Raw genomic sequence first — 26775 nt, 5'->3', positions numbered from 1 at the left:
TATATTTAGTGCGTAACTTCAGTTATAATAAAATAATGGTATCATTATCTAACTTAAGATTTTAGGAGTGCGGCTATGAAGAAGAAAAGTTTATTTTTATTTCTATTACTAGTAATTCTAACGGCTACTGGTTTATTTTTGTTTTATAGATTTGCACAATGGTATGAGCAATTGCTTGGTTCAATTTTCTCTTATATCGTCATGATTAGTTTAGCTTTATTTATATTTGCACCATTTAGATTTATTAAAGATAAAAAGGCAAATATAAATATATTTAGTTATATTAAATACTTAGGTGTTACAGTATTAGTCTTAGTAAAATTTGTAGTTAATATTTTAAAAGAGATTGTTTTAACATTTAGCTATATACTTACAAGAACCTTCTCAAACAAAAAATTTTCTGAGCCTAAAAAAGGATCTCCTAAACAATCAGATCAGGAATCATCACAAGAATAAATGCAATATACATCTGAACAACAAAAAATCATTAACCATGATATCAAAAAGCATGCTTTAGTCTCGGCTGTTGCTGGTAGTGGCAAGACACAAACGCTTATTGCTAGAATTGAGTACTTAATATCTAAAGGAGTCGTGCCAAATAAAATATTGGTATTAATGTATAATAAGTCTGCCCAACTTGATTTTGCAAATAGACTGAAAAAAGTTTTAAAACCTAAAATTTCTAGATTTATTAACGTTCGTACAATGCATTCTTTAGGTAATAGCTTTTTACAAGCTTTTGCTAAAGCTGGCTATGTAAATATTGAAAAAATTCTTAAAGAATATGAAATTGATAGTATTATCCAAAAACTATTAAAACTATACCAAAAAGAATTTAAAATAACTAAAGATATTGATAATGAAAGAGTGGAGAACTTTAAAGAGTATATTTCACTTCTTAAATCAGATCTTGCTTTAAATAATCAAAGAATAAAAGATTTAAATGCGAAAGAAAAAAAGCTTTTAGATAAAATTTTTGTTGAGTTTAATAAAGAATGTGAAAAGCAAAAAGCAATTACATACGATGATATGATATATTTGCCAGCAAAGCTATTTGAAAAAGATAGTTCAAGTGTGGCTCGAGCAAATAACTTATATTCATATATAATTATCGATGAGTACCAAGATATAAATCAAGCACAGCAGTTTTTTCTAAAATGCTTGGTTGGCGATAATACCTATGTAATGGCTGTTGGAGATGTTGATCAAACTATCTATCAATGGCGAGGGTCAACTCCTTACTATATGTTAGAGGGATTTAAAAAAGATTTTAAAAATGTAACGCAATATAAATTATCTTACACTTTTCGCTATGGAGATTTGGTGTCTCTTATGGCAAACAATATTATTACTAATAATAAGAAGCGTCATGATAATCTCTGTATAACATATCCTAAGCTAAAAGATAAAACTACAGATATTAGTATTTTAGATAATAGTGATAAAGTTGTTTTAAAGTTAAAGGCTTTGATTGATAGTGGTGTAAAAGCAGATCAGGTTGCTATATTAGTGCGAAAATATAATTCGACAACAGTTTTTGAGCTTAGCTGTTTATATAATGATTTAGCATATAATGTTGTTGCTGATAAAAATATCTTTAGCGAGAATCTTTTTAAAGCAATATATGGCTATTTGATGTTATTTAACAAAGGTTACGGTTTTGAAAAGCATACTATAGAACAGCGTGTTGAATTTATAAAATCAATGCTAGATTATCCATCACTATACTTAAAAAAAGATACTAAGCAAAAATTAGCACAAGAAATAGCTAAAGATGTCTCACAAGCAATGACTTCAATAGCAGATCTTACAGAAACAGTAGATAAGCCTTTTAAAGAAAAAAATATATTAGCAGTTGCCAGTAGTTGGAGAACTATTTTTAACAATACTAGAATAAAGAAATCTGATCGGGCAATAAACTTTATTTTGGAAAATCTAGACTTAGAAAAGCAAATTTCTAAAGTTTCAGGGGAAACCCATTCAAGTAAGTCAAAGCTTCAGATTATAGATGGTATAGCTAGTTTTGCTAAAAGTAAAAAAAGCTCATTAGTTGAATTTATTGAGTTACTACATAATCTTTATCTTAAATCAAACCAACAAGATAGTAATGATCCAGATCAAATTCAAATAATGTCAATGCATAGGGCAAAAGGTCTTGAGTGGGACTATGTGGTAGTTCATGATGTAACAGAAGGTGGGTTTTTCGGTGATAAAAATACCAAAGTCTCGGATGATATCCTTGAAGAGGAGAGAAGATTATTCTATGTTGCTATTACTCGGGTTAAAAAGCATCTATTTATAGTTTCGGCTGATGATATAAGTAGGTTATCTGCATGGTATCAAATAAAAAAGAACTCTTATCCTAAGGACTTGAAATGTAAAAATAGTCTAAGATTCCTTTATGAAGGGAATTTAGTTGAGAGTGAGAATTATTTAGAGAATTTTAGCTCTTTAGAAAATGCAGATATAAAAAATAAAATTATAAAAAAATATCACCAAAAAGTTTCAAATAATTAATTAACTTGAAGGTTGTAGGTTAGCTTCGTAGTCATTAATTTGATCTTCTTTAGGCTTTGGTTTTGGCTGTTTAGCATTTGGGTCAAAAGGTTGGTCTGATATTTGTAGAGAAGGCTTAGATATTTGTTTGCCATCTTTTGTTTTACCTATCCAGTTGCCATCTTTTGTTTTCTTAGCTTGAAAATCTTTCATAATTTCGAGATATTTTTTCCAACACTCTGCTTTATATATTGTTTTCTGTCCATTATTTATGATTTTTTTAGTCCATGTTTTTCCGTTATCTGTAGATATTTCATATGTCATTAGACAATAGCTTGAAGGTTTAGGCATAGCTGCAAGTTCAGCAGCTTTTTTCGCTTCTTCTTGTTTTTTTAATACTGATTTATGGTGAAAATAATATCCTGTTGAGGCAATTATTATTAGTAGTATAGCCACTGTTACTAAAATAGCTAGAATCTTACTTTTTTTATTTTTCTTCATTTTAAGGATTTTAAAATAACGATATAGACAAGATTATATATGTAATTATAGTTAAATGCGATCAGTAGAGTTTATTTTATTTAGTAAAATGGTTTATAATATTGTCTGTTTTATATTTATTTAATTAAGAAACCTGTAGCACATCTACTTGAAAGGTAAATCATGATTACTACTAAAGAATTACGTAATAAGTTTATAAATTATTTTAAGTCAAAAGATCATTCTCATCAACCAAGCTCATCGTTAATTCCATTTGGTGACGATACTCTGCTTTTTACAAATGCAGGGATGGTTCAATTTAAAGATGTTTTTCTAGGGGCTGAGAGAAAAGATTTTTCTCGTGCAGTAACTGTACAGAAATGTCTAAGAGCTGGTGGTAAACATAATGATTTAGACAATGTTGGTTATACTGCAAGACACCATACATTTTTTGAGATGCTTGGTAATTTTAGTTTTGGTGATTATTTTAAAAAAGAAGCTATTGAGTTTGCTTGGGAATTTTTGACTAAAGAAATCAAACTTCCTGAAGATAAGTTATGGGTGACTATATATGCTACAGATGAAGAGGCTTTTGATGTTTGGCATAATTATATTGGCTTAGCCGAAGAAAGAATTATCCGTATAGATACAGCTGATAATTTTTGGTCAATGGGAGATACAGGACCATGTGGACCATGTACAGAGATTTTTTATGATCATGGCGAGGATGTCGCTGGAGGCTTACCAGGAACTCCTGAAGAGGATGGTGATAGATATATTGAAATCTGGAATATTGTATTCATGCAATATAATCGTCATGCTGATGGTAGTACTACAGATTTACCTCGACCATCAGTTGATACAGGTATGGGATTAGAGCGAATAGCAGCTGTTCTTCAAGATGTTCATAATAACTATGATATAGATCTATTTCAGGCACTAATCAAAAAGGCTCAGCAAATTATAAATACTACTGATAATAACTCAGCATCATTAAAAGTAATTGCAGATCATATTCGTTCATGCGCATTTTTAATAGCTGATGGCGTTTTACCATCTAATGAAGGTAGAGGCTATGTTTTACGTAGAATTATTCGTCGTGCTATTCGTCATGGTAATAAGTTAGGTGCGAATGATGTATTTTTTTATAAGCTTGTTAATGAGTTGATTAATCAAATGGGACAAGCCTATCCACAGCTTATAGAAAAAAGAGAACTTATAGAAAAAACCTTAATAAAAGAAGAAGAGCTTTTCTTAAAAACTATTGAGAACGGTATAAAAATATTTGAAGCAGAAATAGAAAACTTAAAAGGTAATACGATTTCTGGAGATGTTGCTTTTAAACTTTATGATACTTATGGTTTCCCTTTAGATTTAACTGCAGATATGGCGAGAGAAAAAGGTTTAAAAGTTGATGAATCTACTTTCCAAAAACTAATGCAGGAGCAAAAACAAAGATCAAAAGATGCTGGTAAATTTAATATTGATTATAACAATGTAATTAGCTCACAAGTTAAAACTGAATTTAAGGGATACTCTACTTTAATAGAAGATGCTAAAGTTCTTGAGATTTATCAAGGTGGGAATGCTGTAGATAGTTTAACAGAGCATTTAAAAGCTGTTATAATTCTTGACAAAACTCCTTTTTATGCTGAATCTGGCGGTCAGATCGGTGATAAAGGTATCCTTGAGGGAGTTGGTGTAGAGTTTATTGTTGAAGATGTGCAAAATTCTGGTAATGCTATCTTACATATAGGTGAAATCTCTAAAGGAACTTTGCGTGTAAATGATGAGGTAACTGCAAGAGTAAATGATCATCAAAGATTAGCTGTGGCTGCAAATCATAGTGCGACACATTTGTTACATAAAGCCTTAAAAATTGTATTAGGAAATCATGCAGAGCAAAAAGGATCATTAGTTGATGCAAGAAAACTAAGATTTGATTTTACTCATGATAAAGCTATTCCTAGAGATCAAATTCAACAAATTGAAACTTTGGTAAATAGGCAGATTAGACTAAATTATTCTGTCAACATTATAGAGACCTCTCAAGAAAAAGCTAAAAATATGGGCGCAGAAGCTCTTTTTGGTGAGAAGTACGGTGATATAGTTAGGGTTATAGTGATGGGTGATTTCTCAATAGAGTTTTGTGGTGGTACTCATGTGAGCCGTACTGGAGATATTGGCTTATTTAAGATAATTTCAGAAGGAGGTATTGCTTCTGGAGTTAGGCGAATCGAAGCAATAACTACACAACAGGCGATAGATTATACTTTTGATATGGAAAATAAAATTGCGACTATCAAAGAGTCTTTAAAGGCAAATGATAGTAATGTTTTTGATAAGCTTAAATCTTTATTAGAGCAAGTTAAAAATCAAGAGAGACAAATTGCTAAATTAAAGAAAGATTTATTATCAGGATCAAGTAGTGATATTAAAGAACAAAAATATGGTGATAAAACTGTAGTAGTTGCCAATATTGAAGGCGTAGATGTAAAAACTTTGCGTGAAAAAATAGATGATTATAAATCTAAAGATGATAAGATAGTCGTTGTTTTAAGCACTATAAACTCAGGAAAAGTCCAGTTTGTAATTGGTGTAAGTAAAGCTTTAACCGCACTAATAAATGCTGGCGATATTGCAAAAGAGCTTAGTGGCTATATTGATGGTAAAGGTGGAGGTCGTCCTGATATGGCTCAGGGTGGTGGTAGTAACTCGGCAAATATCAATACTGCTTTAGCTGAGGTTGAAGAATTCATTTATAAAAGTATAAAAGAGTAATATTTTGAAAATAACACGTAGATATTTATCAATATTTTTAGGCATATTTTTTTGTAGTTTTGGCTATGCTAAAGGTATTGTGTCTGACTATACTACGACTATTAAGCAAGCTGTAAAAAATTCACCACAGTATAAATATATTGGTTATCAATTAGATTCTCAACAAATGAGTCCAGCTATTCAGCTAGGTAAATTATTACCAAGGGTAGATATTGGAGGATCGATAACTGCTGGAGATATATTACAGCATAAAGGAAATGATGGTGGAGATTTAGGTACGGGTAGCTTCAATGGAATAGAGGGGCTAGTTACATTAACTCAACCATTATTTGATTATGGTGCTTATAAAGATCTACAATCAGCTCAAGAGACTGCTCAATTTGCACAACAAGACTATAGAACAAATTATCAGCAGTTCTTATATGATGTTAGTTATGCTTATTTTAATTTGGCAAAGGCTATAAAAAATGTTCAGTACAACTCTTATAACTTAAAATCCAATAAACAAAGTTATAATGAGTTACAAAATAAATATGATTCAGGTGTTGCTGATATTGCAGATTATGAAACAGCAAAGGCTAACTATTATATAGCTCAGGCTGATTATGCAGCAGCAAAGAGGGAACAAAAAGTAGCTAGAGCCCAATTACAGAAATTTACAAATAATATGGATGATGTAGTTTTATATAGCAATAAGTTTAAAATTAAAAACCCATCTCCAGATACAGAAGAAGGTTGGGAAGAGCTTGCGATGAGAAGCAATCCTTCATACCTTGGTTCTATGCATACTAAAGAAAGTAAGTATTATGATTATCAGTCAGTTACAGGTACTTTCATGCCAAAGATTAATTTTGAAGTTAAATATTCTCCTGGGTTTAATGAAGTAAGCTCATTAGGTAACCCTGTTTATGATTTTGTATTACCTTCTCAAGGCACTGTAAATGCCTTTTATTTTGGGCTTAATCTAACTTGGAACATATTTGCTGGTGGAACCAATTATGCTCAGCTTAAAAAAGCAGCATATGATTATCAATCTTCTGAGTTTAATATGATTCAAACAGGACGGGTTGCTGAAAATGATGCGATGTATGCATTTAGATTTGTACAGCTAAAAAGAAAAGAAGTTATGAATCTACGTAAAGGTGTTGCGGCGGCTAGAATAGCTTATGAAAAGTATAAACAAAGATATGAACAGGGTACAACAACTATTACGCAGTATTTCATACTATTAAATGATTATTATAAAAGATTAATTCAGCTAAATAATGCTGAGTTTGATTATGTCATGGGTTTTTTAAGTCTTTATAAAACTGCTGGTATTTTAACAGCAAGTACAGTTCAAGACTTTAATAGTTGGCTAATCTTAGATCAAGATGTGGAGTTATAAAAAATGTATATATCAACAAAATTGACTTGCTTTTCACAAGATAAGGATTCAAGCTCTTTACCTATTTTTTTAATTAAAAAAGATAACTTTGCTAATTGGTTAAAACAACAAAGTAGCTTTTTACAAAACTTTGTAAAGCAGTTTGACAATAACAAGACTATTTTTGTGGCTCCTAACTCAGATGGTAATGTCGATAAAGTTATCTGCTTGGTATCAAAGTCTATGTTTAGTGTTGCTGATTTACCTACACAGTTACCATCTGGCGATTATCATATAGAGCACTCAGATATCCATGATTTAAATCTTTACTATATCGCATTTGCATTAGCGTGTTATAAGTTTGAAAGATATAAATCAAACGTATCTGACATAGACATTAAATTATTTTTACCTCAAGAATATCAACATATTTTAATAAATGTAGAAGCAAACTATATTGTAAGAGATATGATAACAACTCCTGCTGAAGATATGGGGCCTGCTGATATATCAGAGACTATAAAGAAACTAGCTAAGCAATTTGGTGCTGAATTTGATGAGATTGTTGGTGAAGAGCTTGCAAATCAAGGCTATATGGGAATATATAGTGTTGGTAAAGGTAGTCATCGTCCACCACGTTTAGTTAGGCTAAATTGGGGAGATAATAGACATCCTAAAGTTTCAATTGTAGGTAAAGGAGTTACTTTTGATACAGGAGGTTTAGATATAAAACCTGCCGCAGCAATGCTTCTTATGCTAAAAGATATGGGAGGCGCAGCAAATGCAATAGGTCTTGCATATATGATAATGAAGTATAAGCTACCTGTGAATTTAAGTTTAGTGATACCAACGGTTGAGAACGCTGTAGATGCTAAGTCATTTAGACCTAGTGATATAGTTAAAATGAAAAACGGTACAACTGTTCAAATAACTAATACTGATGCAGAAGGTAGGCTCATATTAGTAGAACCTTTGTATGAAGAGGCTCAAAAGAAACCGGAATATTTGATAGATTTTTCAACTTTAACAGGCTCTGCTAGGGCTGCTGTAGGACCAGAGATATCAGCTTTTTTCTGTAATAATAATGAAGTTGCTAATGAAGTTTATAAATATGGTGAATCTATGCAAGATTATGTATGGAGATTACCATTAGCAGATTGCTATAGAAAAAGCTTAAAAACAGAGTTTGCAGATATTTCTCACTGTGATTTATCGCCATTTGCTGGAGCTGTGAAAGCAGCTCTATTTATGGAGCATTTTGTTGGTGAAAATGATGATGCTCCAAATTGGATACACTTTGATATGATGGCATGGAATGCTTCTAGTACTCCCGGGAAACCTAAGGGAGGTGAGATGATGGCTGCTAGAGCTATGTTTGAATTGCTTAAAGATAAATATAAATCTAATTAGTATTTTAGCCATAAATTCTCTCAATATTTATCTTAAAAAATAGTGATTACTTATTTACTTAGATATATTTCAAACGGTATACTCTAATAATTATGACATAAATTTTATTAGAATATGCAACAGTCAATATTAGAACAGCTTAAGAAAGTTACTATGGTAGTAGCTGATACAGGTGATTTTGAATTAATAAAAAAGTATAAACCAGTTGATGCAACTACAAATCCTAGTCTAATTTTGAAAGCAGTAAAAGACAAAAAATACTCTGATTTAGCAAAGCAAACTATTCAAAGCGTTAAAGAAAAAAATCCAAATTTAAATACCGATGAATTAGTTAAAGAAATATTGATAGAAATACTAGTTACATTTGGTATTAAGATACTTGAAGTTATTGATGGTAAAGTATCAAGTGAAGTTGATGCTAGAGTATCTTTCAATGCAGCAGAGACGATCGACTATGCTAGAAAAATTATAGCAAAATACGAAGATGAAGGTATTAGTAAGGGTCGTGTGTTAATAAAGATAGCAGCTACCTGGGAAGGTATAAAAGCAGCTAAAATCTTGCAAAAAGAAGGTATCAATTGTAATTTGACACTAATTTTTGATAAAGCCCAAGCTCAAGCATGTGCAGAAGCAGGAGTTTATTTAATATCTCCATTTGTTGGCAGAATTACTGATTGGCAAATTAAAGAAAATAATTTAGTAGGGTTCCCTGATATTAAAGATGATGATGGTGTTAATTCGGTCAAAGCCATTTATAATTTTTATAAATCTCATGGCTTTAAGACTATTGTGATGGGAGCAAGCTTTAGAAATGCCGAGCAAGTTATAGCTTTAGCAGGTTGTGATGCTTTAACAATTTCTCCAGCACTACTAGAGGAATTAGAGCAAAGAAAAGAGCCTCTTGAGAGAGCTTTAACAGATAATTTAGATGTTTCAAATCAAGATCCAGAGCTTACAGAATCAAAATTCCGTTGGTTACTTAATGAAAGTGCTATGGCTACTCATAAGCTATCAGAAGGAATTAGACAGTTTGCAAAAGATACAGTCGAGCTAGAAAATATTATTAAAGAAAACATATAATAAGGACCTTAGCATGAGAAAAATTTTATTATCATCAATATTGACTTCCATTCTTATTGTGCCAGCATTTAGTGCAATCCCTGTAAATGATTCTAATAATGATGGTGAGATAGATGGCACAGAATTAGCACAAACTCCTGATCTAAAAACAGGTTTGAAGAATAATGTTAATTCTGAGTCACAAAGATACAGTAATGTAAAGGTAGCAGAAAAAGAAGATCAAGATTTAAAAACTCATGCAATGGGAATGCATAGAAAGCATCATAGTAATTATGCAGAAACACAGGAGAATTCTCGCCCAAAGTTTGGTAAATCTGATGATAGTGAAGCCTATCATGTGAAGACTAAAAAAGAAGATTCTGAAGATGATAATCCAAATTTAGCAAATCTTACAACGCCAGAGCAAAATAATTTATCAGTATCAGATAAAGATGCTACATTAAATAGGCAGATGATGTTAAATGGTCCACAAGGTGGTATACAAAATAATCAACCTCCTGGTATTGGAGGCACTAGCGCTAATTATTAGTTGCATCACTCTAAACATTCTTTGCATAGTTTCTTTAAATATACTAAAATCTACTAGTTAAAATATTCTACTATAGTTAGGTTTTGTTATGATTTTTCAATATGATAATTTTCAAATACTAGAAGTTAATGGTGTAGATACTAAAAAGTTTCTACAAGGACTAGTTACAGCAGATTTGAATATATTATCTCAAGATAATGATATTTTATTGACAGCTTTTGCAAATTTAAAAGGACGTATTATTTCGCTTTGTTTTGTTAAATTTATTGCAGAGGATAGATTATTACTATCTGTTGAAGAGAGTGTTGTTGACGGATTGCTAGTATGGCTAAAAAAATATGGTATGTTCTCGAAAGTTACTTTTTCTATAAATGATAATTATTCACTATTTTTTACAAAAGATGGCTTTTTAAATCATGATGTTTTAGAAAAAGATAGCTTAGTATCTAATAGTAATTTTGAGCAGGTGCAAAAAGAGAATATTATTAATAAATTAGCTATTATCAATGCTCAAAATTTTGAGCAGTTTTTACCTGCTGAGTTAGAGTTAGATAATGTTGAAAATGTAGTTTGTTATACAAAAGGTTGCTATATGGGCCAAGAAGTAATAGCTAGAATGCACTATAAAGCTAAGCTAAAAAAAGAGCTTGCAGTAGTAAAATCTCAATCTAACATTGTCGAAACTGATCTAAAAGATGAAAATAATAAACCATTAGCAAACGTTGTAAATAAAGTATTTATTGATAGCGAATGCTATATGCTTGTGGTTTTTCATAAAGAAGCGACAGAGCAAGAATATAAGCTGAATAACGACCAAACTATAGTTAGATGCTAGACTATCTAAATCCACAGCAACAAGAAGCTGTTAGATATACAAGTACACCATTATTAGTATTAGCGGGTGCTGGTAGTGGAAAAACTAGCGTTATTATTGAGAAAATTTCTTACCTTATTGAAGAATTGCTATACCCTGCAAAAAGTATTTTGGCTGTTACATTTACAAATAAAGCAGCTAAGGAAATGCAAGAAAGAGTTAAATCCCGCTTAGATAAGGAAAAATCAAAAGGTCTTGTTATCTCAACATTTCACTCTCTTGGACTATCTATTTTAAAAAGACATTTTTCAGAGCTCGGATATAAGAAGAATTTTACACTTTTTGATAGTTATGATTCAGCGACATTAATATATGATATTGCGTATGATCAGTATCAATTACCTAAACAAAATACAGGTTTTATTCAGTCAAAAATATCATTTTGGAAATCTGCTTTATTAACACCAGATGAAGTTCAACCCAAAGATGATTTAGAAAAGCAAGCAGCTTTTGTCTATAAAGAGTATCAAAAATATTTAAGATCATATAATTCATTTGATTTTGATGATTTGATATTCCAGCCAATTCAGCTATTTAGAAATCATCATAATATCCAAAAATTATGGTCAGATAAGTTTAGATACATCTTAATTGATGAATACCAAGATACTAATGAGTCACAATATCAGCTTTTAAAGTATCTAACTCAGAATAAAAATAAATTTACAGTAGTTGGAGATGATGATCAGTCGATATATGCTTGGAGAGGTTCACGTCCAGAAAATTTACGCCATTTACAGGAAGATTTTCCAAATCTTAAAGTTATAAAATTAGAACAAAACTATCGTTCAACAGGTAGGATTTTAAATGTTGCTAATAAACTAATAGAGAATAATAGTCATATTTTTGAGAAGAAGTTATGGTCTGCAAAAACTTATGGTGAGCAAATAAAAATAATTAGTTTAATAAATGATGAAGATGAGGCTCAATTTATTGCAAGTGATATCTTTTTTGATAGGGTAAAAACTAACTCTAGAAATTCGGATTATGCAATTTTGATTAGAAGTAACTATCAAGCTTATCTTTTGGAAAGATATATGCAGATGCATAAGATTCCATATACTATAAGTGGAGGGAGTTCATTTTTCTCAAAGACTGAAATAAAAGATATTATTTCTTATCTAAGGTTAATAGTTAATCCTGATGATGATAGGGCATTTTTACGTGTGGTAAATACTCCTAAAAGAGAGGTTGGTAGTGCTACGATTCATAAGTTAGGAGAGTATGCTAGTGAGCATCACTGTAGCTTTTTCCATACTTTATATAATCTAGAGCATTTTGAAATACGTGAATTTACAAAAAAGAAATTGCTAAACTTTAAAAGCTTGATTTTGAATACTCAACAAGAAATTGTTTCAAGCATTTCAGCAGTAGAGTTAAAAAAGATCTTACATACATTTATTGATAATATCTCATATAGACAGTGGCTAATTGATTCTAGCTCATCTGAGAAGCAGGCTGAGTTTAGGTATGCTAATGTAATGGAGGTTATAAACTGGATAGTTAATCAACTAGATGAATCTTATAATGGACTTGAGTCATTATCCTCAGTGCTAAACAAGATGCTTTTGATTGATATCTTAGATAGGGATAATGAAGATAAAAATGACAATCAAGTTCAGATAATAACTATGCATGCTTCAAAAGGACTTGAGTTTAGAAAGGTTTATATAATGGGTATGGAAGAGGGAATATTACCTCATCAGCAAAGTATAGAGGAAGAGTCTATAGAGGATGAACGACGTCTTGCATATGTAGCCATTACAAGAGCTAAAGAAAACTTAACTATAACAATGACTAAGCATCGAAAAAAATTTGGTGAGAAACAAGTCTCAACACCAAGTAGATTTATCGATGAACTACCAGAAACGGATTTATATTGGGTAGGTACAGAGAAAGAATGTGCAGAAACTCGCAAAGAAAACTCAAAACAAAGTCTTTCAGCTTTAAAAAATATGTTTGGTTAAATTAATTACTTCTAGCCTCCTTTGAGACAATAATAACACCACGAGGCTTATCTGAAGATGAATCTTTAGCTTGGATTGCTTTATATAGGTCAGAAGTTTTGATCCATGCTGGAGGATATTTATATCTAGCGACATCCATAAGTAGCCACATATCTTCGTTAGGATTATATGCTGCTAATGGAGAGAAATGACCGCCACCTTGAGCTCCCATATCTGTGCGCTTATAGTTGATTATTATATATTTACCATCTTTCATGCTATCTAGAAGTTCATTTTTAAACACTTTTTCATTTGAAAATTCATTAGCATGAGTAACTATTGCATTTGCTTTTACACCTACTGTTTCTTGTCTATTTATTATTTCTGCTGTTTGTTCGATAGTAAGACCTCTAGCATATACAAATTGAGGAGTTATTTTATCCTTTATTAAATCTTTATTATAGAAAATATTATTTTGATCAAATATTGAGTATTGCATATGTGCTGGAGCTAAAGCTGGCTCTATACCTAAAGCGTTAAGAACCATAACGTCTGAAGCGGGTCCACAAAAGGTAGTGCCATTTTCAGTAGTAAAGTATTTCGCGAGTTGCCAATATTGTTGAGAATATTTTTCTGGAGCAGTCTTTAGTAGTTTTTGACCTTGAGGGCTAGAAAAAGCTATAGTATTCTTTGGAAGAATTAATGGTTTTGCATAAATACTAATAGAAAATGAAAATATAAGTGCACAAAATAAGATTATTTTATTCATATATGTTCTTGATTGCTTTGTTTTGACTTTATTAGAGCATGGATAAAGCAATATGTAAAGAAAGTCAAATTTCTATTTTAGAGTCCTAATTATTAAATAATTAATAAAAATTTAATGGTATAGTTGTAACTATGATAATATTCTTTAGTATTAAGTCAAAAAGGAAGTTATTTTGATTTCAATAGGAAAATATAACAACTTAAAAGTTTTAGAAAAGAAATCACAAATTTTAATTTTAGATGCTTTAGAGTTAGGTCAAGCAATATTATCAATATCAGAGCTTGAACATACTCCAGAAGTTGGTGATAGCTTAGAAGTTTTTTTATATCATAATTCAAAAGTAGAGCTTATTGCTACAACTAAAAATGTTCCAACAGTAGGTCAAGTTGCTTATTTACAAGTAAAGAATCTAACAAAAATCGGTGCTTTTTTAGATTGGGGTTTAGAAAAAGATTTATTTGTACCATTAGCAGAGCAACATCGTCCTTTTGAAGTAGGTAAGTCGTACATTGTTTACTTATATCTTGATAAAATTAATGGACGAATTACAGCATCTTCAAAAATTAATAAATTTATCAAAGATTATGCAGGTGATGATTTAAAGCCTAATCAAGAAGTAGATCTTATAATTGCTAACTCTACAAATATTGGTTATAAAGCGATTATAAATAATCTATATTGGGGAATAATCTATAGTTCAGAAGTCTTTAGAAGATTAAGCTTTGGACAGTCTATAAAAGGTTATATTAGAAATATCCGTGATGATGGACGTATAGACCTATCATTACAGTTAGTACATAAAGATTTAGATAAAAATGCTATACTTGTCGAAAAATATCTTATAGAGCATGAGGGCTCAGCATCATTTAATGATAAATCTGATCCTGAGGATATAAAAAGAGAGTTTGGTATAAGTAAAGCAGCATTTAAACGAGCTATTGGGACTCTTTTAAAGCAAAAGAAAATTCTAATTAAAGATAATGGTATTTATTTGAATGGTTAGAATTTTATAAATCTTTATTTATTTTTTGCAGTCTGACGAGCTTTTTCTTTTGCTTGTTGTTTTTTTAGTTTATTTATTTCAGCTAATTTTTTAGCCCCATCACCAACATGAGAAAAGCCTCTTTCTGCAGCTAATTGTGATTGTTTCTCACGCTCTGCAAAGCGAGATTTTTGCTTTTCTGTAGCTTTATCATAACAGTGATGACAACTTATTCCTTTTTCGTATTCAGGACGCTTTTTATCTTCTTCTGTAATTGGCATACGACAAGCAAAACATTGATCATAATGTCCTTTTTCTAAATCATGATTTACAGCTACTCTTGAATCAAATACAAAACATTCACCTTGCCACATTGACTCTTCTTTTGGAACTTCCTCAAGATATTTAAGTATTCCACCTTGTAGATGATAAACCTCATCAAAACCTTTAGCTTTCATTAAAGCTGTAGATTTCTCACATCTAATACCACCGGTACAAAACATAGCTACTTTTTTATGTTTTTTAGGATTTAAATTTTCAGCAACATATTCAGGGAATTCTCTGAAGTTTTCTGTATGAGGATTTACAGCATTTTTAAATGTGCCTATTTCGATTTCATATTCATTACGCGTATCTATAAGAAGTGTTTCTGGATCTGAGATTAGTGCGTTCCAATCTTTTGGTTTTACGTATTGTCCACAGACTTTATTTGGATCTATTTCATCGATACCTAAAGTAACAATTTCTTTTTTTAGTTTTACTTTTGATCGATAAAAAGGCATTTCCTCATGGTATGATTCTTTATAATCAATATCTGCTAGGCGTGAATCAGACTTTAGATACTCTAATAAACTATCAATACCGTGGCGAGACCCAGCTACAGTACCATTAATTCCCTCATTTGCTAAAAGCAGTGTACCTTTAACGTTATTTTTTATCATTACATCTAGAAGAGGTTGGCGCATAGCCTCAAAATCATTTAAGGTAACAAATTTGTACATTGCACATACAATTATTTGTGACATAGAAATTCCCGAATTTTTTAATTAATATAAATAAAGATTTGCTATTATAACAAATATTATAATGTTTTTGTAATGTATGATTTCTCTAGGATATTATATTTGAAGAGCTTATTATAATGGAATATTCTTCCACAGGTCCAACTAAAGCTGTTTTAAACTTTAAAATACTCAAATTCTACAAATTATAAGCTCAAAAACTTATAAAATATTAAATTTTGTCTCTTTGCTGTTCTACTTTGTCTTAAGATGCTTTATTATTTTGAGACTACATATTTAAATTGATAATTAGAATGTTTTTTAAAAATCTTACAGCATTTAAAATCTTAGATATTAATATGGATATCTTTGAACAGTCCATAAATAAGTTAAATTTTGTTTCTTGTAGTAACTCTCAAAAGTCTTCTAGAGGGTTTGTAAATCCTTTTATAAAAGAAGATGATAATGTTTTATTTAAATTTAACCATCTTGTAGCTTTTTGTCTTCTTAGTGAGGAAAAAATACTTCCTGCTCAAGTTATAAATCAACAAGCACAAGAATATATAGAAGAGCTTGAATTAACTCGATATGTTAGTAAGAAAGAAAAAACTCAGATTAAAGAAGATATGGAGCAGCGCTTGTTGCCACAAGCTTTTAGTAAATTTAAAAAGATTTTTGGTTATTTAGATCTAACGAATAATCACCTTGTTATTGATAGCGTTTCAGATAAGCAAATAACAGAAGTTTTAGATCTGTTGCAAAGATGTGAAGCTAGGTTTGAGCCAGTAATAAAAGAAGAGACAGATATCTTAACAGATTGGTTAGTTGAAAATACACATCCTTTAGATGTAGAAATAGCCGAAAAATGTAAGCTAACTAGCGCAATAGGTGATAGCATTGCAAATATCTCATGCCAAGGAAGCTCAATGCTAAATGATAACATTAAATCTTTTATCGAAGGTGGTGGATATATTACTGAGCTAGCAATAGTTTGGCGTGAGCAATTAGCAATGACTGCAAATACTAAGCTACAGTTTAAGTCTATAAAATTTTTAGAAGGTATCAGGGACTTAAATAAAGAAGATAATCATGGCCATGAGGTTGATTTATTGTTAATGGCAGATATATTCTCGGAGCTTCTAAATACTATGCAAGATTGGGTAGTAGAAGAAGAGCAAATATTATAGAGATAAACTATATGATACTAAGTGATAATCAGTTAAAAGCGTACGAGTATGGTTTAGCACATCATCCAAATTTAAATCAAAATTGTAAAATATTTTTAGAAAAGGATATTTTAAAGCTAGAGCTAGCCGAACATAATAGCAATGTTACAAAATTATTCAAACATGATAATACTAAAGCAGGGTTAGTTGCATTGCTTAAAAGTGATGAGGTCAAAAGTTTACTTGGTTTTGATTTTTCTAATCTAATCGCTATCATGTGTATCAGATAATTCTAGAAAAATATGTTAAATTAGTTAATATTTAAAATTTTAAGAGTCAAATAATGCAATATATTTCAAAAGAGAAAATTAAAGTTAGCCAAGCATCAAATGGTGAAGATATATTTATAGAAAAAATTACAATAAAAGGTTCTGATCCTCAAGCTCCAAGCGTATATATGCAAGCAAGTATGCATGCATCAGAATTGCAAGGAAATGCTGTAATGATTAAACTTTTAGAGTATTTAAAAAAACACCAACCTAAAGGAGATATTTGTCTAATTCCACAGTGTAATCCTATTGGTGCAGATAATTTTATCGGAGCAGGGCATCAAGGAAGATTTGATTCAGCAACAGGAGATAATTGGAATAGATATTATTTTAATCCAGAAATAGACTATAAAGCTTTTGTAACAGAGCATTTAGACTCATCAACCGCTGAATATAAAAAAGCCTTTGAGAAACTTTTAGCTGAAGCTATAGACAAAGAGCTTGAACAAGAGTGGTTTTTATCTCGAGCGAAACGACTAAACTATACAGTCCAAAAAGAAGCTCAAAAGGCTGATTATGTTTTAGATTTACATACGGATACTGACGCGACTACATATATTTATACTCCTGAGTTTGCTAAAAAAACAGCTGAGCTTTTTGGTTATAAGCATACATTAGTAATTCCTAATGAATTTACAGGAGCACTAGATGAGGCAATCTTTGTTCCATGGTGGAAGCTTCAAGAAGAGTTTAAAGCACAGGGTAGAGATGAGGATACTCTTAAAGAATGCTTTACCTTAGAATTAGGATCTGAAGAGTATATTAACTTTGATGATGCTACTATGCAGACTCAAGGAGTATTAAACTATTTAAAATCTAAGAATGTAATTGATTCATCTTTTGAGATTGATAGATTACATAGTGAGATAATCCATCATGATATATCTAACTACAAATCCGTTCGAGCAGTCGAAGGAGGACTATATGAGTGGTTTGTGAAAGCAGGAGATTACTTTAAAGCAGGTGAGGTTGTTGGACAGTATATTCAAACTTCAACAATGGAAGTTAAGCCTCTTAAGTTTCCTTTTGGTGGAACAATAATTAGTGTTCATATTAAGGGCGCTGTTTGTCAAGGGACTCAGCTTTTAAATCTTGCTATTCATTAATTAATCATTATCAAAAATTTTATTTAAAATATTTTCTAAGTTTAAAAGTATATAAATCGCAGTTTAGATGCTTGTTATTTATAAATCGTCGTGATTTAATTTTTTATTCTTAATTGTAAATTAATGTTTAGATGAAAAAGATTATATCAACTTTACTACTAATATCATTTTTTATTATTAACAATGGATATGCCTCTAAATTATTTCTTATAGGTGGCGATTTGGATGGGAACTATCCGCAGATTTATAATGATATGGCTAATATTATCGGTTTTAAACTTGATAGAAGCATTTCTTGTGGCTCATGGAATACTTCTAAGTGTCCTAAAGTTGCAATAATTACTTCAGCAGCAGATAGCTCTGCAGATGGTGATAAGCTTTCATATTCTTTCTATAAGAAGGTTTTTGAAGATAATGGATTTATAACAGCGCATATTACTGCTCATATAGATAATTATAAAAATGCTACTAACTTATCTACAATTGCAGGTAAAAGAAATAAGAAAATTATTAATCAGGCTAATATAATATTTTTTAATGGAGGAAATCAAGCATTTCATTCAAGAACATGGCTAAAGAATGATGGTTCTTATAATCAGCTAATGAAAATTATACATAAGAGATTTGAGCAAGGTGTTTTAGTAGCAGGAACTTCTGCAAGAATGGCTGTTCAGGGGCAAATTACATTTGGTGGAGCAAATGATTCAGATAGTAACTCATTTGGTATTATGTATTTCCATACAAGCCAAGGACTTGCTAAAAAACATGTTAAAGATGGAACTATAAATGGTACTAGTTTTAATGATACTAGAGTTAATCCTAATCCAAATTTAGTTCAGCTGCAGCAAAAACAGAATGGTGGAGAGATGTCAGGTTTTTCATTTGCACCAAATAATGTAATCTTAGATACGCATTTTGGTATACTAGGTAGAATCGGTAGATTAATCTCGGCGATGATAGATACAAATAAAAGTATAGGTATAGGGATTGATCAGGAAGATACTGCATTACTATTAGAAAGTGATGGTAGTAAAAATAATAAATTTACTGCGACAGCCTATGGTAAAAATGGGGTTTATATCTTCTCTACAATAGGTTCAAAAATCGCTAGTAAGAATGGTTTTATTAGAGTTAGTAATGTTACCATGAATTACTTAAGTGCAGGAGACAAAGCTAATTTTAATAAAGGAAAAGTGAAAGTAATTAGTTCAAAAAATAAGCATAGAATTAATCCTACTCTTAATTTACCGATTACTACAAAGGGTATACTTGCGCCATATAATGTTTTTAATACTATTTCTAAATTAGCAAAAAATAAAGCCAACGTAGCTATAGGTAAAACATTAACACCTCATGGCTATCCTAAAAATACTCCTATATTTGAGTTTATATTCCGTAAAGAAAAAGATTACCAAGCTTATTGTATTATAGATAATAATAAGTGTAAAAATGGCTATGGAGATTATACTATCAAAAATTTATTAGTTAGTATAAAGCCTCAGTAGTATTTAATAATTATATCTTTCTAGTTTCTTCTAAAGCTTACTAAATATATTTTTTACTGTTAGAATATAAATGTTATTAGATTAATTTATTTTATAAGATGGCTAAGAAATATTTATCAGTTATAGCGATATTGTTTTACTCAACTTCTTTTGCAAATATATATGAGTCAAATAATAATGGTGTACCGACTTTTTCAAATGTTGATACTAAAGGTGCTAAACAAGTAAATGTTGAAAAGCCTCAAATGGTCAACTCATATAATCAAATATCTAATGGACCATCTGTAAATGGCAATGAGCAAAGAAGGGATGAAATTGTTTGGAAAAATCAAGGATCTTCTGAAGATAGAAGACCTAACCAAAATCTAAAAAATTTAGAAGGATCATTAGAGAGCTTTGCAAGAAGTTATGAAAGCCAAGATCAGTCAAGAAGATAAATTATATTTTAAGTATTTTATTAATTAAAGATTATTATAAAAGTGAAAATTGAGATTCTTCTTTACTTTTATTGTCTGATTTAGCATTACGTCTTTGTTGAACAGCTTGAGATAACATTTCAAGCATTTTGATAGTATCATCAAAGTCAACACACTTATCTGTAACACTTTGACCATAAGCTAATGGTTTTTTGTTTATATCTTGGTTTCCAGCAACAAGGTTACTTTCGATCATCACACCGAAAACATCGTTACCAGTTTTGATTTGCTCACAGATATCAGCTAATACTGAAATTTGTTTTGTATGATCTTTTTGGCTATTACCATGACTACAATCAATCATTACTTTCGTATCTAAATCAGCCTTTTTAAGCTTGGCAATACAGCTATCAACATCTTCTTTTTTGAAGTTTGGTCCAGAAGCTCCACCACGTAAGATTACGTGACCATTTTGGTTACCTTTAGTTGCAAAGATAGCTGTTGATCCAGATTTTGTAGTACTTAAGAAATGATGAGGATAAGTAGCAGATTTAATAGCATCTACAGCTACTTGTACATCACCATTCGTAGCGTTTTTAAAACCAATTGAAGCAGAAAGACCAGAAGCTAACTCTCTATGTACTTGGCTTTCAACAGTTCTTGCACCGATTGCACCCCATGTTATAAGCTCTGCAAAATATTGAGGAGTTATAACATCTAAAAATTCAGTTGCGCATGGTAGTCCCATATTTGTAACATCTGATAGTAATGTACGAGCAAGTCTTAAGCCTTTATTGATATTGTATGAGTTATCAAGATCTGGATCGTTTACTAGGCCTTTCCAGCCAATAGTAGTACGAGGTTTTTCAAAGTATACTCTCATGATGATTAGAATATCTTTTTCAAACTTTTTAACTTGTTCTTTTAGTCTAGTTGCATATTCAATTGCAGCTTCTGTATCATGAATAGAGCAAGGTCCTACGACAACTGCAACTCTATCATCTCTACCGTGAACAATATCTGCGATCTCTTTACGAGATTTTTTTACAGTATCAAAAGAGGTTTTTAGCAGAGGTATATCTTGGATTAGAACTTCCGCAGGAATCAATACTTTTTCCTTTTTTATATTTATATTAGAAACTTTATCAAAGTTTTTATCACCTATCATTGACTTAGATATCCTTATTTATTTTATGTATTCTTATTTTCTTTTACCTAGAAGGCCAGACATATTACCCATACCCTGCATAGCAGACATACGCTTCATCATATTTGCCATGCCACCTTTTTTACCAACGACACTTTTCATCATTTTTTTCATTTGAGTGTGCTGTTGTAGTAACTTGTTTAGATCTTGAATAGTTGTTCCAGAACCTTTGATGATTCTTTGTTTTCTACTATGTTTGATCAGCTCAGGTTTTTTACGTTCAAGAGGAGTCATTGAGTCAATCATTGCCTCAATCTTCTTAAACATATCATCTCCAACATTTCCAGGAACCGCAGCAGGCATGTTAGGTAGTTTAGACATGATAGAGTCTACACCACCCATTTTTTTCATTTGGATAATCTGTGACTTAAAATCTTCTAGATCAAAGCTTTTACCACTTTTTAGTTTTTTTGTAAGCTTGGCAGCAGATTTTTTCTCAGTTTTTTGTTCAATATTCTCAATTAAACTAAGAACATCTCCCATCCCTAAAATTTTAGAAGCAACTCTATCTGGATAGAATGGTTCTAAGGCATCTGTTTTTTCACCAACACCTAAAAACTTAATTGGCTTACCTGTTATTTCTCTAATTGATAGGGCGGCACCACCTCTAGCATCACCATCAGTTTTAGTCAAAATCACACCAGTTAGCTCTAGAGCATCATTAAATGCTTTAGCTGTAACTGCGGCATCTTGACCAGTCATACTATCAACTGTAAAGAAAGTCTCTATTGGATTAGCAATTTTATGAATTTGCTTAATTTCGCTCATCATATTTTCATCGATATGTAGTCTACCTGCAGTATCGATGATTAGCACATCAGCTAGTTTAGTTCTTGCTGATTTAATTGCTTCTGTAACTATATAATCAGGTTTTTGACTTACATTTGACTCAAAAAAGTCAACTTCTAAGCTATTTACTAAAGTCCTTAACTGGTCAATAGCTGCAGGTCGATAGACATCGGCACTGACTACCATAACCTTTTTCTTATGTTGTTCTTTTAAGTATTTAGCAAGTTTTGCTGTAGATGTAGTTTTACCAGCGCCCTGTAAACCAGCCATTAATATAACTGCAGGAGGCTGTGTTTTAAGGTTTATTGGTACTGCTTCTTCACCAAGAGCATTTTCAAGCTCTTTTTTTACAAAAGATATAAATGTTTGATCAGGAGTTAAGCTCTTTTTAACTTCTTCTCCTATCGCTTTTTCTTTTATATTAGCTATAAATTTTTTAACAACAGGCAATGCAACATCAGCCTCTAATAGTGATACTCTAATATCACGTAAGGCTGATTGAATATTTTCTTCTGTAAGAGATGTTTGTCCTTTTATTTTTTTAAAAGAGGACTGTAATTTATCTGATAAACTAGTAAACATATGTCTATAAGCTTTCCAACTCTTTATGAGTAAATTATTACGATAAGCGAAATATTAACATTTTTAGATGCAATATACTATCTAACAAATAATACTTATCAAGATTATTATAAATAAAATCAAGCAAATAAGTATATATGTGTAATTTTTTTCTTTTATGAAAAATATTAATTCTAAAAAAATTCTTAATAATGGCGAAATGATAATAAGTAATATACCAAGATTGATCAGTTCAAGTGATGAGCTAGAACCTTGAGAGATTCTATATATAGCACCTGTGATTAAAGCTAATATAGCAATTCCTAAATTTAACTTCAATATCTTACAAATAGCTATATTTTTCAATTTACTCTCAAATTGCAAAAAAATCTTTAGTATAAAATTATTATAATCAAATTTTGGAGATATAGTACAGTTAAATGTACTTTAATTGTAGCTCGTGCAGAAACTTAGATAAATGTTGTTTACTCAGTGAGATTCTAGTGATATAACTAATGTATAAGGTTTGAAGGAGATGCTTATGAAAGAAGTGATAATATTAGGTGCCGGTAGAGTTGGTTCTTTAACTAGTTGCTTACTGGTAGAAAGTGGCGATTATATAGTCCATTTAATTGACAAAACTATTCCGAATAATAAACCAGTCTTAGAAAAAAATGTCGAAAACCTCAAATATGTTGAGTTAGATGCGACTGACTTAGAAGAGTTAGGAAAGTATATAAAACTTCATAATATTAAAACTATAATCTCTTGTTTACCATTTTTCTTTAATAAGGGTATTGCAAAATTAGCAGGTAAACTAGAGGTGAATTATTTTGATTTAACTGAAGATGTTGAGGCGACTAACTATATCAAAGATATAGCAAGTAATGCAAAAAATAATTTCTTTGCTCCTCAGTGTGGCCTAGCTCCAGGCTTTATTAGTATTGTATCTAATAACCTCATGAAAGAATTTCAATCCATTGATACTGTACGTATGCGTGTAGGAGCGTTACCTTTAAATGTTTCAAATACTTTACAATATGGATTAACATGGTCAACAGAAGGGTTGGTAAATGAATATGCTAAGCCTTGTGAAGGTGTTGTTGATGGTAAAAAAAGAACATTAGCTCCATTAGCAGATGTTGAGGAAATAAAAATTGATGGTCTTACTTATGAAGCATTTAATACCTCTGGTGGTATTGGTTCAATGATAGAAACCTATGCTGGCAAGGTTAAAAACATTAACTATAAGAGTATTCGCCATCCTGGCCATTGTGAAAAAATGAAGTTCCTAATGCAAGATATGAAGTTGGGGGATGATTTAGATACTATGGTTAAGGTCATGGAAAATGCTATACCAAGAATCAACCAAGATATAGTTTTAATTTATGTATCTGTTGATGGTGTTCGTAAAGAGGTAAAAGCGGAACGACATTTTGCCCAGAAATATCCTTCGAAAGTTATGTTTGCTAAGCATTTTTCAGCTTTACAATTAACAACAGCTACAAGTTTATGTGTAAGTATAGATTTATTACTTAATTCAAAAGATAAGCCAAGTGGTTTTATAAATCAAGAATCTATATCTTTAGAAGATTTCTATAATAATCAATTTGGTCAGTACTATAGAGATTCAGGACTTTTAATACAAGCAGACTAGTAAAATTCAAAAAGGTGGATAAATGAGTATTTTAAAAGAGTTAAACTTAGGTTTAGAAAAGTATATAAATAATGATGTCAGTAATGCTATTGAAACTTATAGCCCAGCTGATGGCAAGCTTTTGGCGAAGGTAGAGAATCATGGTCTAGAGGTTATGCAAGAGGCTATTTCAAAAGCTACAGATGTTGCTAAGAGATGGCGTCAAGTACCTGCTCCTAAGAGAGGTGAATTGGTACGTTTGATAGGTGAAGAGCTGCGTAAAAATAAAGATCATCTCGGTAGTTTAGTTTCTTTAGAAATGGGTAAATCTAAACAAGAGGGTGATGGTGAAGTTCAAGAGATGATTGATATGGCGGATTTTGCTGTTGGCCAATCAAGAATGCTTTATGGTGCGATGATGAATTCCGAGCGCGATGAGCATCGTATGTATGAACAATGGCATCCTTTAGGAGTTGTTGGTGTAATTTCTGCTTTTAACTTCCCAGTTGCTGTATGGTCGTGGAACGCATTTATTGCAGTGATTTGCGGCAATACAGTTATTTGGAAGCCATCTGAAAAAACTCCGCTATGTTCTATTGCTGTACATAATATTTGTCAAAAAGTTATTAAAGAGTATAACTATCCTGAGATTTTTCACACAGTAATTTCTAAAGAGATCGAAGTATCAAAGCTTTTGGTAAATGATGAAAGAGTTAATTTAGTATCATTTACAGGCTCAACAAAAGTTGGGCAAGATGTTGGGCAACAAGTAGCTAAAAGATTTGGTAAGAGTATTTTAGAGTTAGGTGGTAATAATGCAACAATTATTGATGAAACAGCTAATTTAAAACTTGCTATCCCTGCTGCTGTATTTGGAGCTGTTGGTACAGCTGGACAAAGATGTACTTCTTTAAGAAGGCTGTTTGTACATAAATCTATTTATGAGTTAGTCAAAGAAAAAATGGTCAATGCTTATAAGCAGATAAAAGTTGGTGATCCATTAGATCAGAATAATTTAATGGGGCCTGTAATTGATCAAGCATCAGTTGATAACTTCACAAAAACTGTAGCTGAGGCTGTTAATCAAGGTGGAAAAATCTTAACAGGTGGAAAAAGAATTGAAAAAGAAGGTTTCTTTGTTGAGCCAACAATTATTGAAGCTAAAGTAGATATGCCAATAGTAGCAGAAGAAAACTTTTGCCCAATATTATATATAATGCCTTATTCAGATATTGAAGAAGCTATAGAGTTAAATAACTCAGTCAAATATGGTTTATCAAGCTCTATATTTACTGATAATCTACAAAATGCTGAAAAGTTCTTATCTAGCTTAGGTAGTGATTGTGGTATTGCTAATGTAAATATTGGAACTTCTGGAGCTGAAATTGGCGGTGCTTTTGGTGGTGAAAAACATACTGGAGGTGGCCGTGAAGCTGGCTCAGATGCTTGGAAAGCATATATGCGTAGGCAAACTAATACCATCAACTATGGTAGGGATTTACCGTTAGCTCAAGGCATTAAATTTAACTTAGAGGAGTAGTCGATATGAGTGTAGACATTTTAGAAAAGCTATGGGATCAATATATGACACATAATCCTCATGCAAAAGATATCTATGATCTCTTTGTCAAAAATGGGGAAAATCCTGAAAATGATCATATTGCTCTAAGGACATTAGATGATGATAGAATAAATATCCATAAGCTAGCACAAGCATTTATTTCTAAAGGATATAAAATCTGCAATGATTATGATTTTGAGGTCAAAAAACTTAAAGCAATACATCTTGAACATAGTGATGAAACTCAACCTAAGGTTTTTATTAGTCAACTTTTAACAAAAGAGTTCTCTGACAATTTACAAAAGACACTTAGTAAATGTGTTGATTCAATTCCACAGAATTTAATAGACAAGCCAGAAGAACTTTTACTATCAGGTACTAGTTGGCAAATTAATTATGAAGTGTATAAAAAGCTTTTAGATGAATCTGAGTATGCTGCTTGGTTTTATGCTTTTGGTTTTAAAGCAAATCACTTTACTGTTTTCATTAATCAGCTTAAAAACTTTGATGAAGTTGCTGAAGTTAATGATTTTCTTAAAGAAAATGGCTTTAAACTTAACTCCTCTGGTGGAGAAATCAAAGGTTCTCAAGCTGATTTATTAGAGCAATCAAGTACAATGTCAGGTTTAGTTGAGGTTAATTTTGTAGATGGTAAAAAACAGATTCCATCTTGTTATTATGAGTTTGCAAAGCGCTATAAAGATAGTGACGGTAAGCTATACCAAGGTTTTGTTGCTAAATCTGCTGATAAAATATTTGAAAGTACTAACACTAAGTAGCGTTAT

The 26775-nt window shown here is 31.1% G+C and carries 24 protein-coding genes; 18 read left to right on the top strand and 6 right to left on the bottom strand.

Features of this window, described 5'->3' with window-relative positions:
- The first annotated feature begins 75 nt into the window (after nt 1-75).
- Together F3D62_RS10990 and F3D62_RS10985 are read left to right on the top strand one after the other, a co-directional pair.
- Nucleotides 76-456 carry a hypothetical protein gene (locus tag F3D62_RS10990; protein WP_150468295.1) on the top strand — a complete coding sequence of 127 codons (381 nt, stop codon included), beginning with the start codon at nt 76-78 and terminating at the stop codon, nt 454-456.
- A complete protein-coding gene (locus tag F3D62_RS10985; protein ID WP_150468294.1) occupies nt 457-2517 on the top strand; it encodes an ATP-dependent helicase in 2061 nt (686 codons plus the stop codon).
- Here the strand turns inward: F3D62_RS10985 and F3D62_RS10980 are convergent, their stop codons facing one another.
- On the bottom strand, nt 2518-2997 hold the full coding sequence (locus F3D62_RS10980; RefSeq protein ID WP_150468293.1) for a hypothetical protein: 480 nt from the start codon (nt 2995-2997) through the stop codon (nt 2518-2520).
- A 162-nt stretch (nt 2998-3159) separates the two neighbouring features.
- Here F3D62_RS10980 and alaS point away from each other — a divergent pair, with 162 nt between their 5' ends.
- From alaS to F3D62_RS10945, 7 genes are all read left to right on the top strand, one after another.
- On the top strand, nt 3160-5757 hold the full coding sequence (gene alaS, locus F3D62_RS10975) for an alanine--tRNA ligase (RefSeq protein WP_150468292.1): 2598 nt from the start codon (nt 3160-3162) through the stop codon (nt 5755-5757).
- Between the two features lie 4 nt (nt 5758-5761).
- Entirely contained in the window at nt 5762-7144 is a 1383-nt protein-coding gene (locus tag F3D62_RS10970; RefSeq protein ID WP_150468291.1) for a TolC family protein, read from the top strand.
- A 3-nt stretch (nt 7145-7147) separates the two neighbouring features.
- The gene (locus tag F3D62_RS10965) at nt 7148-8533 is read left to right on the top strand and encodes a M17 family metallopeptidase (protein ID WP_150468290.1); all 1386 of its coding nucleotides are present in this window, start codon (nt 7148-7150) and stop codon (nt 8531-8533) included.
- Nucleotides 8534-8647: 114 nt separating this feature from the next.
- Nucleotides 8648-9613 carry a transaldolase gene (tal, locus tag F3D62_RS10960; protein WP_150468289.1) on the top strand — a complete coding sequence of 322 codons (966 nt, stop codon included), beginning with the start codon at nt 8648-8650 and terminating at the stop codon, nt 9611-9613.
- 13 nt (nt 9614-9626) lie between these two features.
- A complete protein-coding gene (locus tag F3D62_RS10955; protein ID WP_150468288.1) occupies nt 9627-10142 on the top strand; it encodes a hypothetical protein in 516 nt (171 codons plus the stop codon).
- Nucleotides 10143-10230: 88 nt separating this feature from the next.
- Nucleotides 10231-10977, top strand: coding sequence for a YgfZ/GcvT domain-containing protein (locus F3D62_RS10950; protein ID WP_150468287.1), 747 nt, complete (start codon nt 10231-10233; stop codon nt 10975-10977).
- On the top strand, nt 10971-12983 hold the full coding sequence (locus F3D62_RS10945) for a UvrD-helicase domain-containing protein (RefSeq protein WP_150468286.1): 2013 nt from the start codon (nt 10971-10973) through the stop codon (nt 12981-12983). The genes F3D62_RS10950 and F3D62_RS10945 overlap by 7 nt, the downstream gene beginning before the upstream one ends.
- 1 nt (nt 12984) lies before the next feature.
- Here the strand turns inward: F3D62_RS10945 and F3D62_RS10940 are convergent, their stop codons facing one another.
- On the bottom strand, nt 12985-13731 hold the full coding sequence (locus tag F3D62_RS10940; protein WP_150468285.1) for a phytochelatin synthase family protein: 747 nt from the start codon (nt 13729-13731) through the stop codon (nt 12985-12987).
- 172 nt (nt 13732-13903) lie between these two features.
- Here F3D62_RS10940 and F3D62_RS10935 point away from each other — a divergent pair, with 172 nt between their 5' ends.
- A complete protein-coding gene (locus tag F3D62_RS10935; RefSeq protein WP_150468284.1) occupies nt 13904-14734 on the top strand; it encodes a S1 RNA-binding domain-containing protein in 831 nt (276 codons plus the stop codon).
- Nucleotides 14735-14748: 14 nt separating this feature from the next.
- Here F3D62_RS10935 and F3D62_RS10930 read toward each other — a convergent pair whose 3' ends face one another.
- The gene (locus F3D62_RS10930) at nt 14749-15738 is read right to left on the bottom strand and encodes a rhodanese-related sulfurtransferase (RefSeq protein WP_150468283.1); all 990 of its coding nucleotides are present in this window, start codon (nt 15736-15738) and stop codon (nt 14749-14751) included.
- A 290-nt stretch (nt 15739-16028) separates the two neighbouring features.
- On the opposite strand from F3D62_RS10930, the gene rdgC reads away from it, so the two are divergent.
- From rdgC to F3D62_RS10905, 5 genes are all read left to right on the top strand, one after another.
- Nucleotides 16029-16901: a recombination-associated protein RdgC gene (gene rdgC, locus F3D62_RS10925; protein ID WP_150468282.1), complete on the top strand. Its 873-nt coding sequence runs from the start codon at nt 16029-16031 to the stop codon at nt 16899-16901.
- A gap of 11 nt (nt 16902-16912) precedes the next feature.
- The gene (locus F3D62_RS10920; RefSeq protein ID WP_150468281.1) at nt 16913-17170 is read left to right on the top strand and encodes a hypothetical protein; all 258 of its coding nucleotides are present in this window, start codon (nt 16913-16915) and stop codon (nt 17168-17170) included.
- Nucleotides 17171-17220: 50 nt separating this feature from the next.
- Nucleotides 17221-18315: a M14 family metallopeptidase gene (locus F3D62_RS10915; protein ID WP_318010100.1), complete on the top strand. Its 1095-nt coding sequence runs from the start codon at nt 17221-17223 to the stop codon at nt 18313-18315.
- Nucleotides 18316-18446: 131 nt separating this feature from the next.
- A complete protein-coding gene (locus tag F3D62_RS10910; protein WP_150468279.1) occupies nt 18447-19820 on the top strand; it encodes a cyanophycinase in 1374 nt (457 codons plus the stop codon).
- A gap of 98 nt (nt 19821-19918) precedes the next feature.
- The gene (locus F3D62_RS10905) at nt 19919-20257 is read left to right on the top strand and encodes a hypothetical protein (protein ID WP_150468278.1); all 339 of its coding nucleotides are present in this window, start codon (nt 19919-19921) and stop codon (nt 20255-20257) included.
- 34 nt (nt 20258-20291) lie between these two features.
- Here the strand turns inward: F3D62_RS10905 and F3D62_RS10900 are convergent, their stop codons facing one another.
- The 3 genes from F3D62_RS10900 to F3D62_RS10890 all read right to left on the bottom strand — a co-directional run bounded on the left by F3D62_RS10900 (nt 20292) and on the right by F3D62_RS10890 (nt 23132).
- Nucleotides 20292-21404: a 3-deoxy-7-phosphoheptulonate synthase gene (locus tag F3D62_RS10900; RefSeq protein WP_150468277.1), complete on the bottom strand. Its 1113-nt coding sequence runs from the start codon at nt 21402-21404 to the stop codon at nt 20292-20294.
- A gap of 33 nt (nt 21405-21437) precedes the next feature.
- Entirely contained in the window at nt 21438-22814 is a 1377-nt protein-coding gene (gene ffh, locus F3D62_RS10895; protein WP_150468276.1) for a signal recognition particle protein, read from the bottom strand.
- Nucleotides 22815-22895: 81 nt separating this feature from the next.
- Nucleotides 22896-23132: a DUF1634 domain-containing protein gene (locus F3D62_RS10890; protein ID WP_224732686.1), complete on the bottom strand. Its 237-nt coding sequence runs from the start codon at nt 23130-23132 to the stop codon at nt 22896-22898.
- Between the two features lie 202 nt (nt 23133-23334).
- On the opposite strand from F3D62_RS10890, the gene F3D62_RS10885 reads away from it, so the two are divergent.
- Genes F3D62_RS10885 through F3D62_RS10875 form a run of 3 tightly spaced genes read left to right on the top strand, consistent with a single transcriptional unit; the run spans nt 23335 to nt 26769 of the window.
- Nucleotides 23335-24450 (top strand): saccharopine dehydrogenase family protein, encoded by a 1116-nt coding sequence (locus F3D62_RS10885; RefSeq protein WP_150468274.1) that lies wholly within the window; start codon nt 23335-23337, stop codon nt 24448-24450.
- A gap of 22 nt (nt 24451-24472) precedes the next feature.
- Entirely contained in the window at nt 24473-25969 is a 1497-nt protein-coding gene (locus tag F3D62_RS10880; RefSeq protein ID WP_150468273.1) for an aldehyde dehydrogenase family protein, read from the top strand.
- Between the two features lie 5 nt (nt 25970-25974).
- The gene (locus F3D62_RS10875; RefSeq protein WP_150468272.1) at nt 25975-26769 is read left to right on the top strand and encodes a DUF1338 domain-containing protein; all 795 of its coding nucleotides are present in this window, start codon (nt 25975-25977) and stop codon (nt 26767-26769) included.
- Nucleotides 26770-26775 lie beyond the last annotated feature (6 nt).

This window comes from Francisella sp. SYW-9 (assembly GCF_008711465.1).
Lineage (GTDB): Bacteria > Pseudomonadota > Gammaproteobacteria > Francisellales > Francisellaceae > Francisella.
The sequence above is the reverse complement of the archived record's forward strand: the minus strand, read 5'-3'. Positions and strand labels throughout refer to the sequence as shown.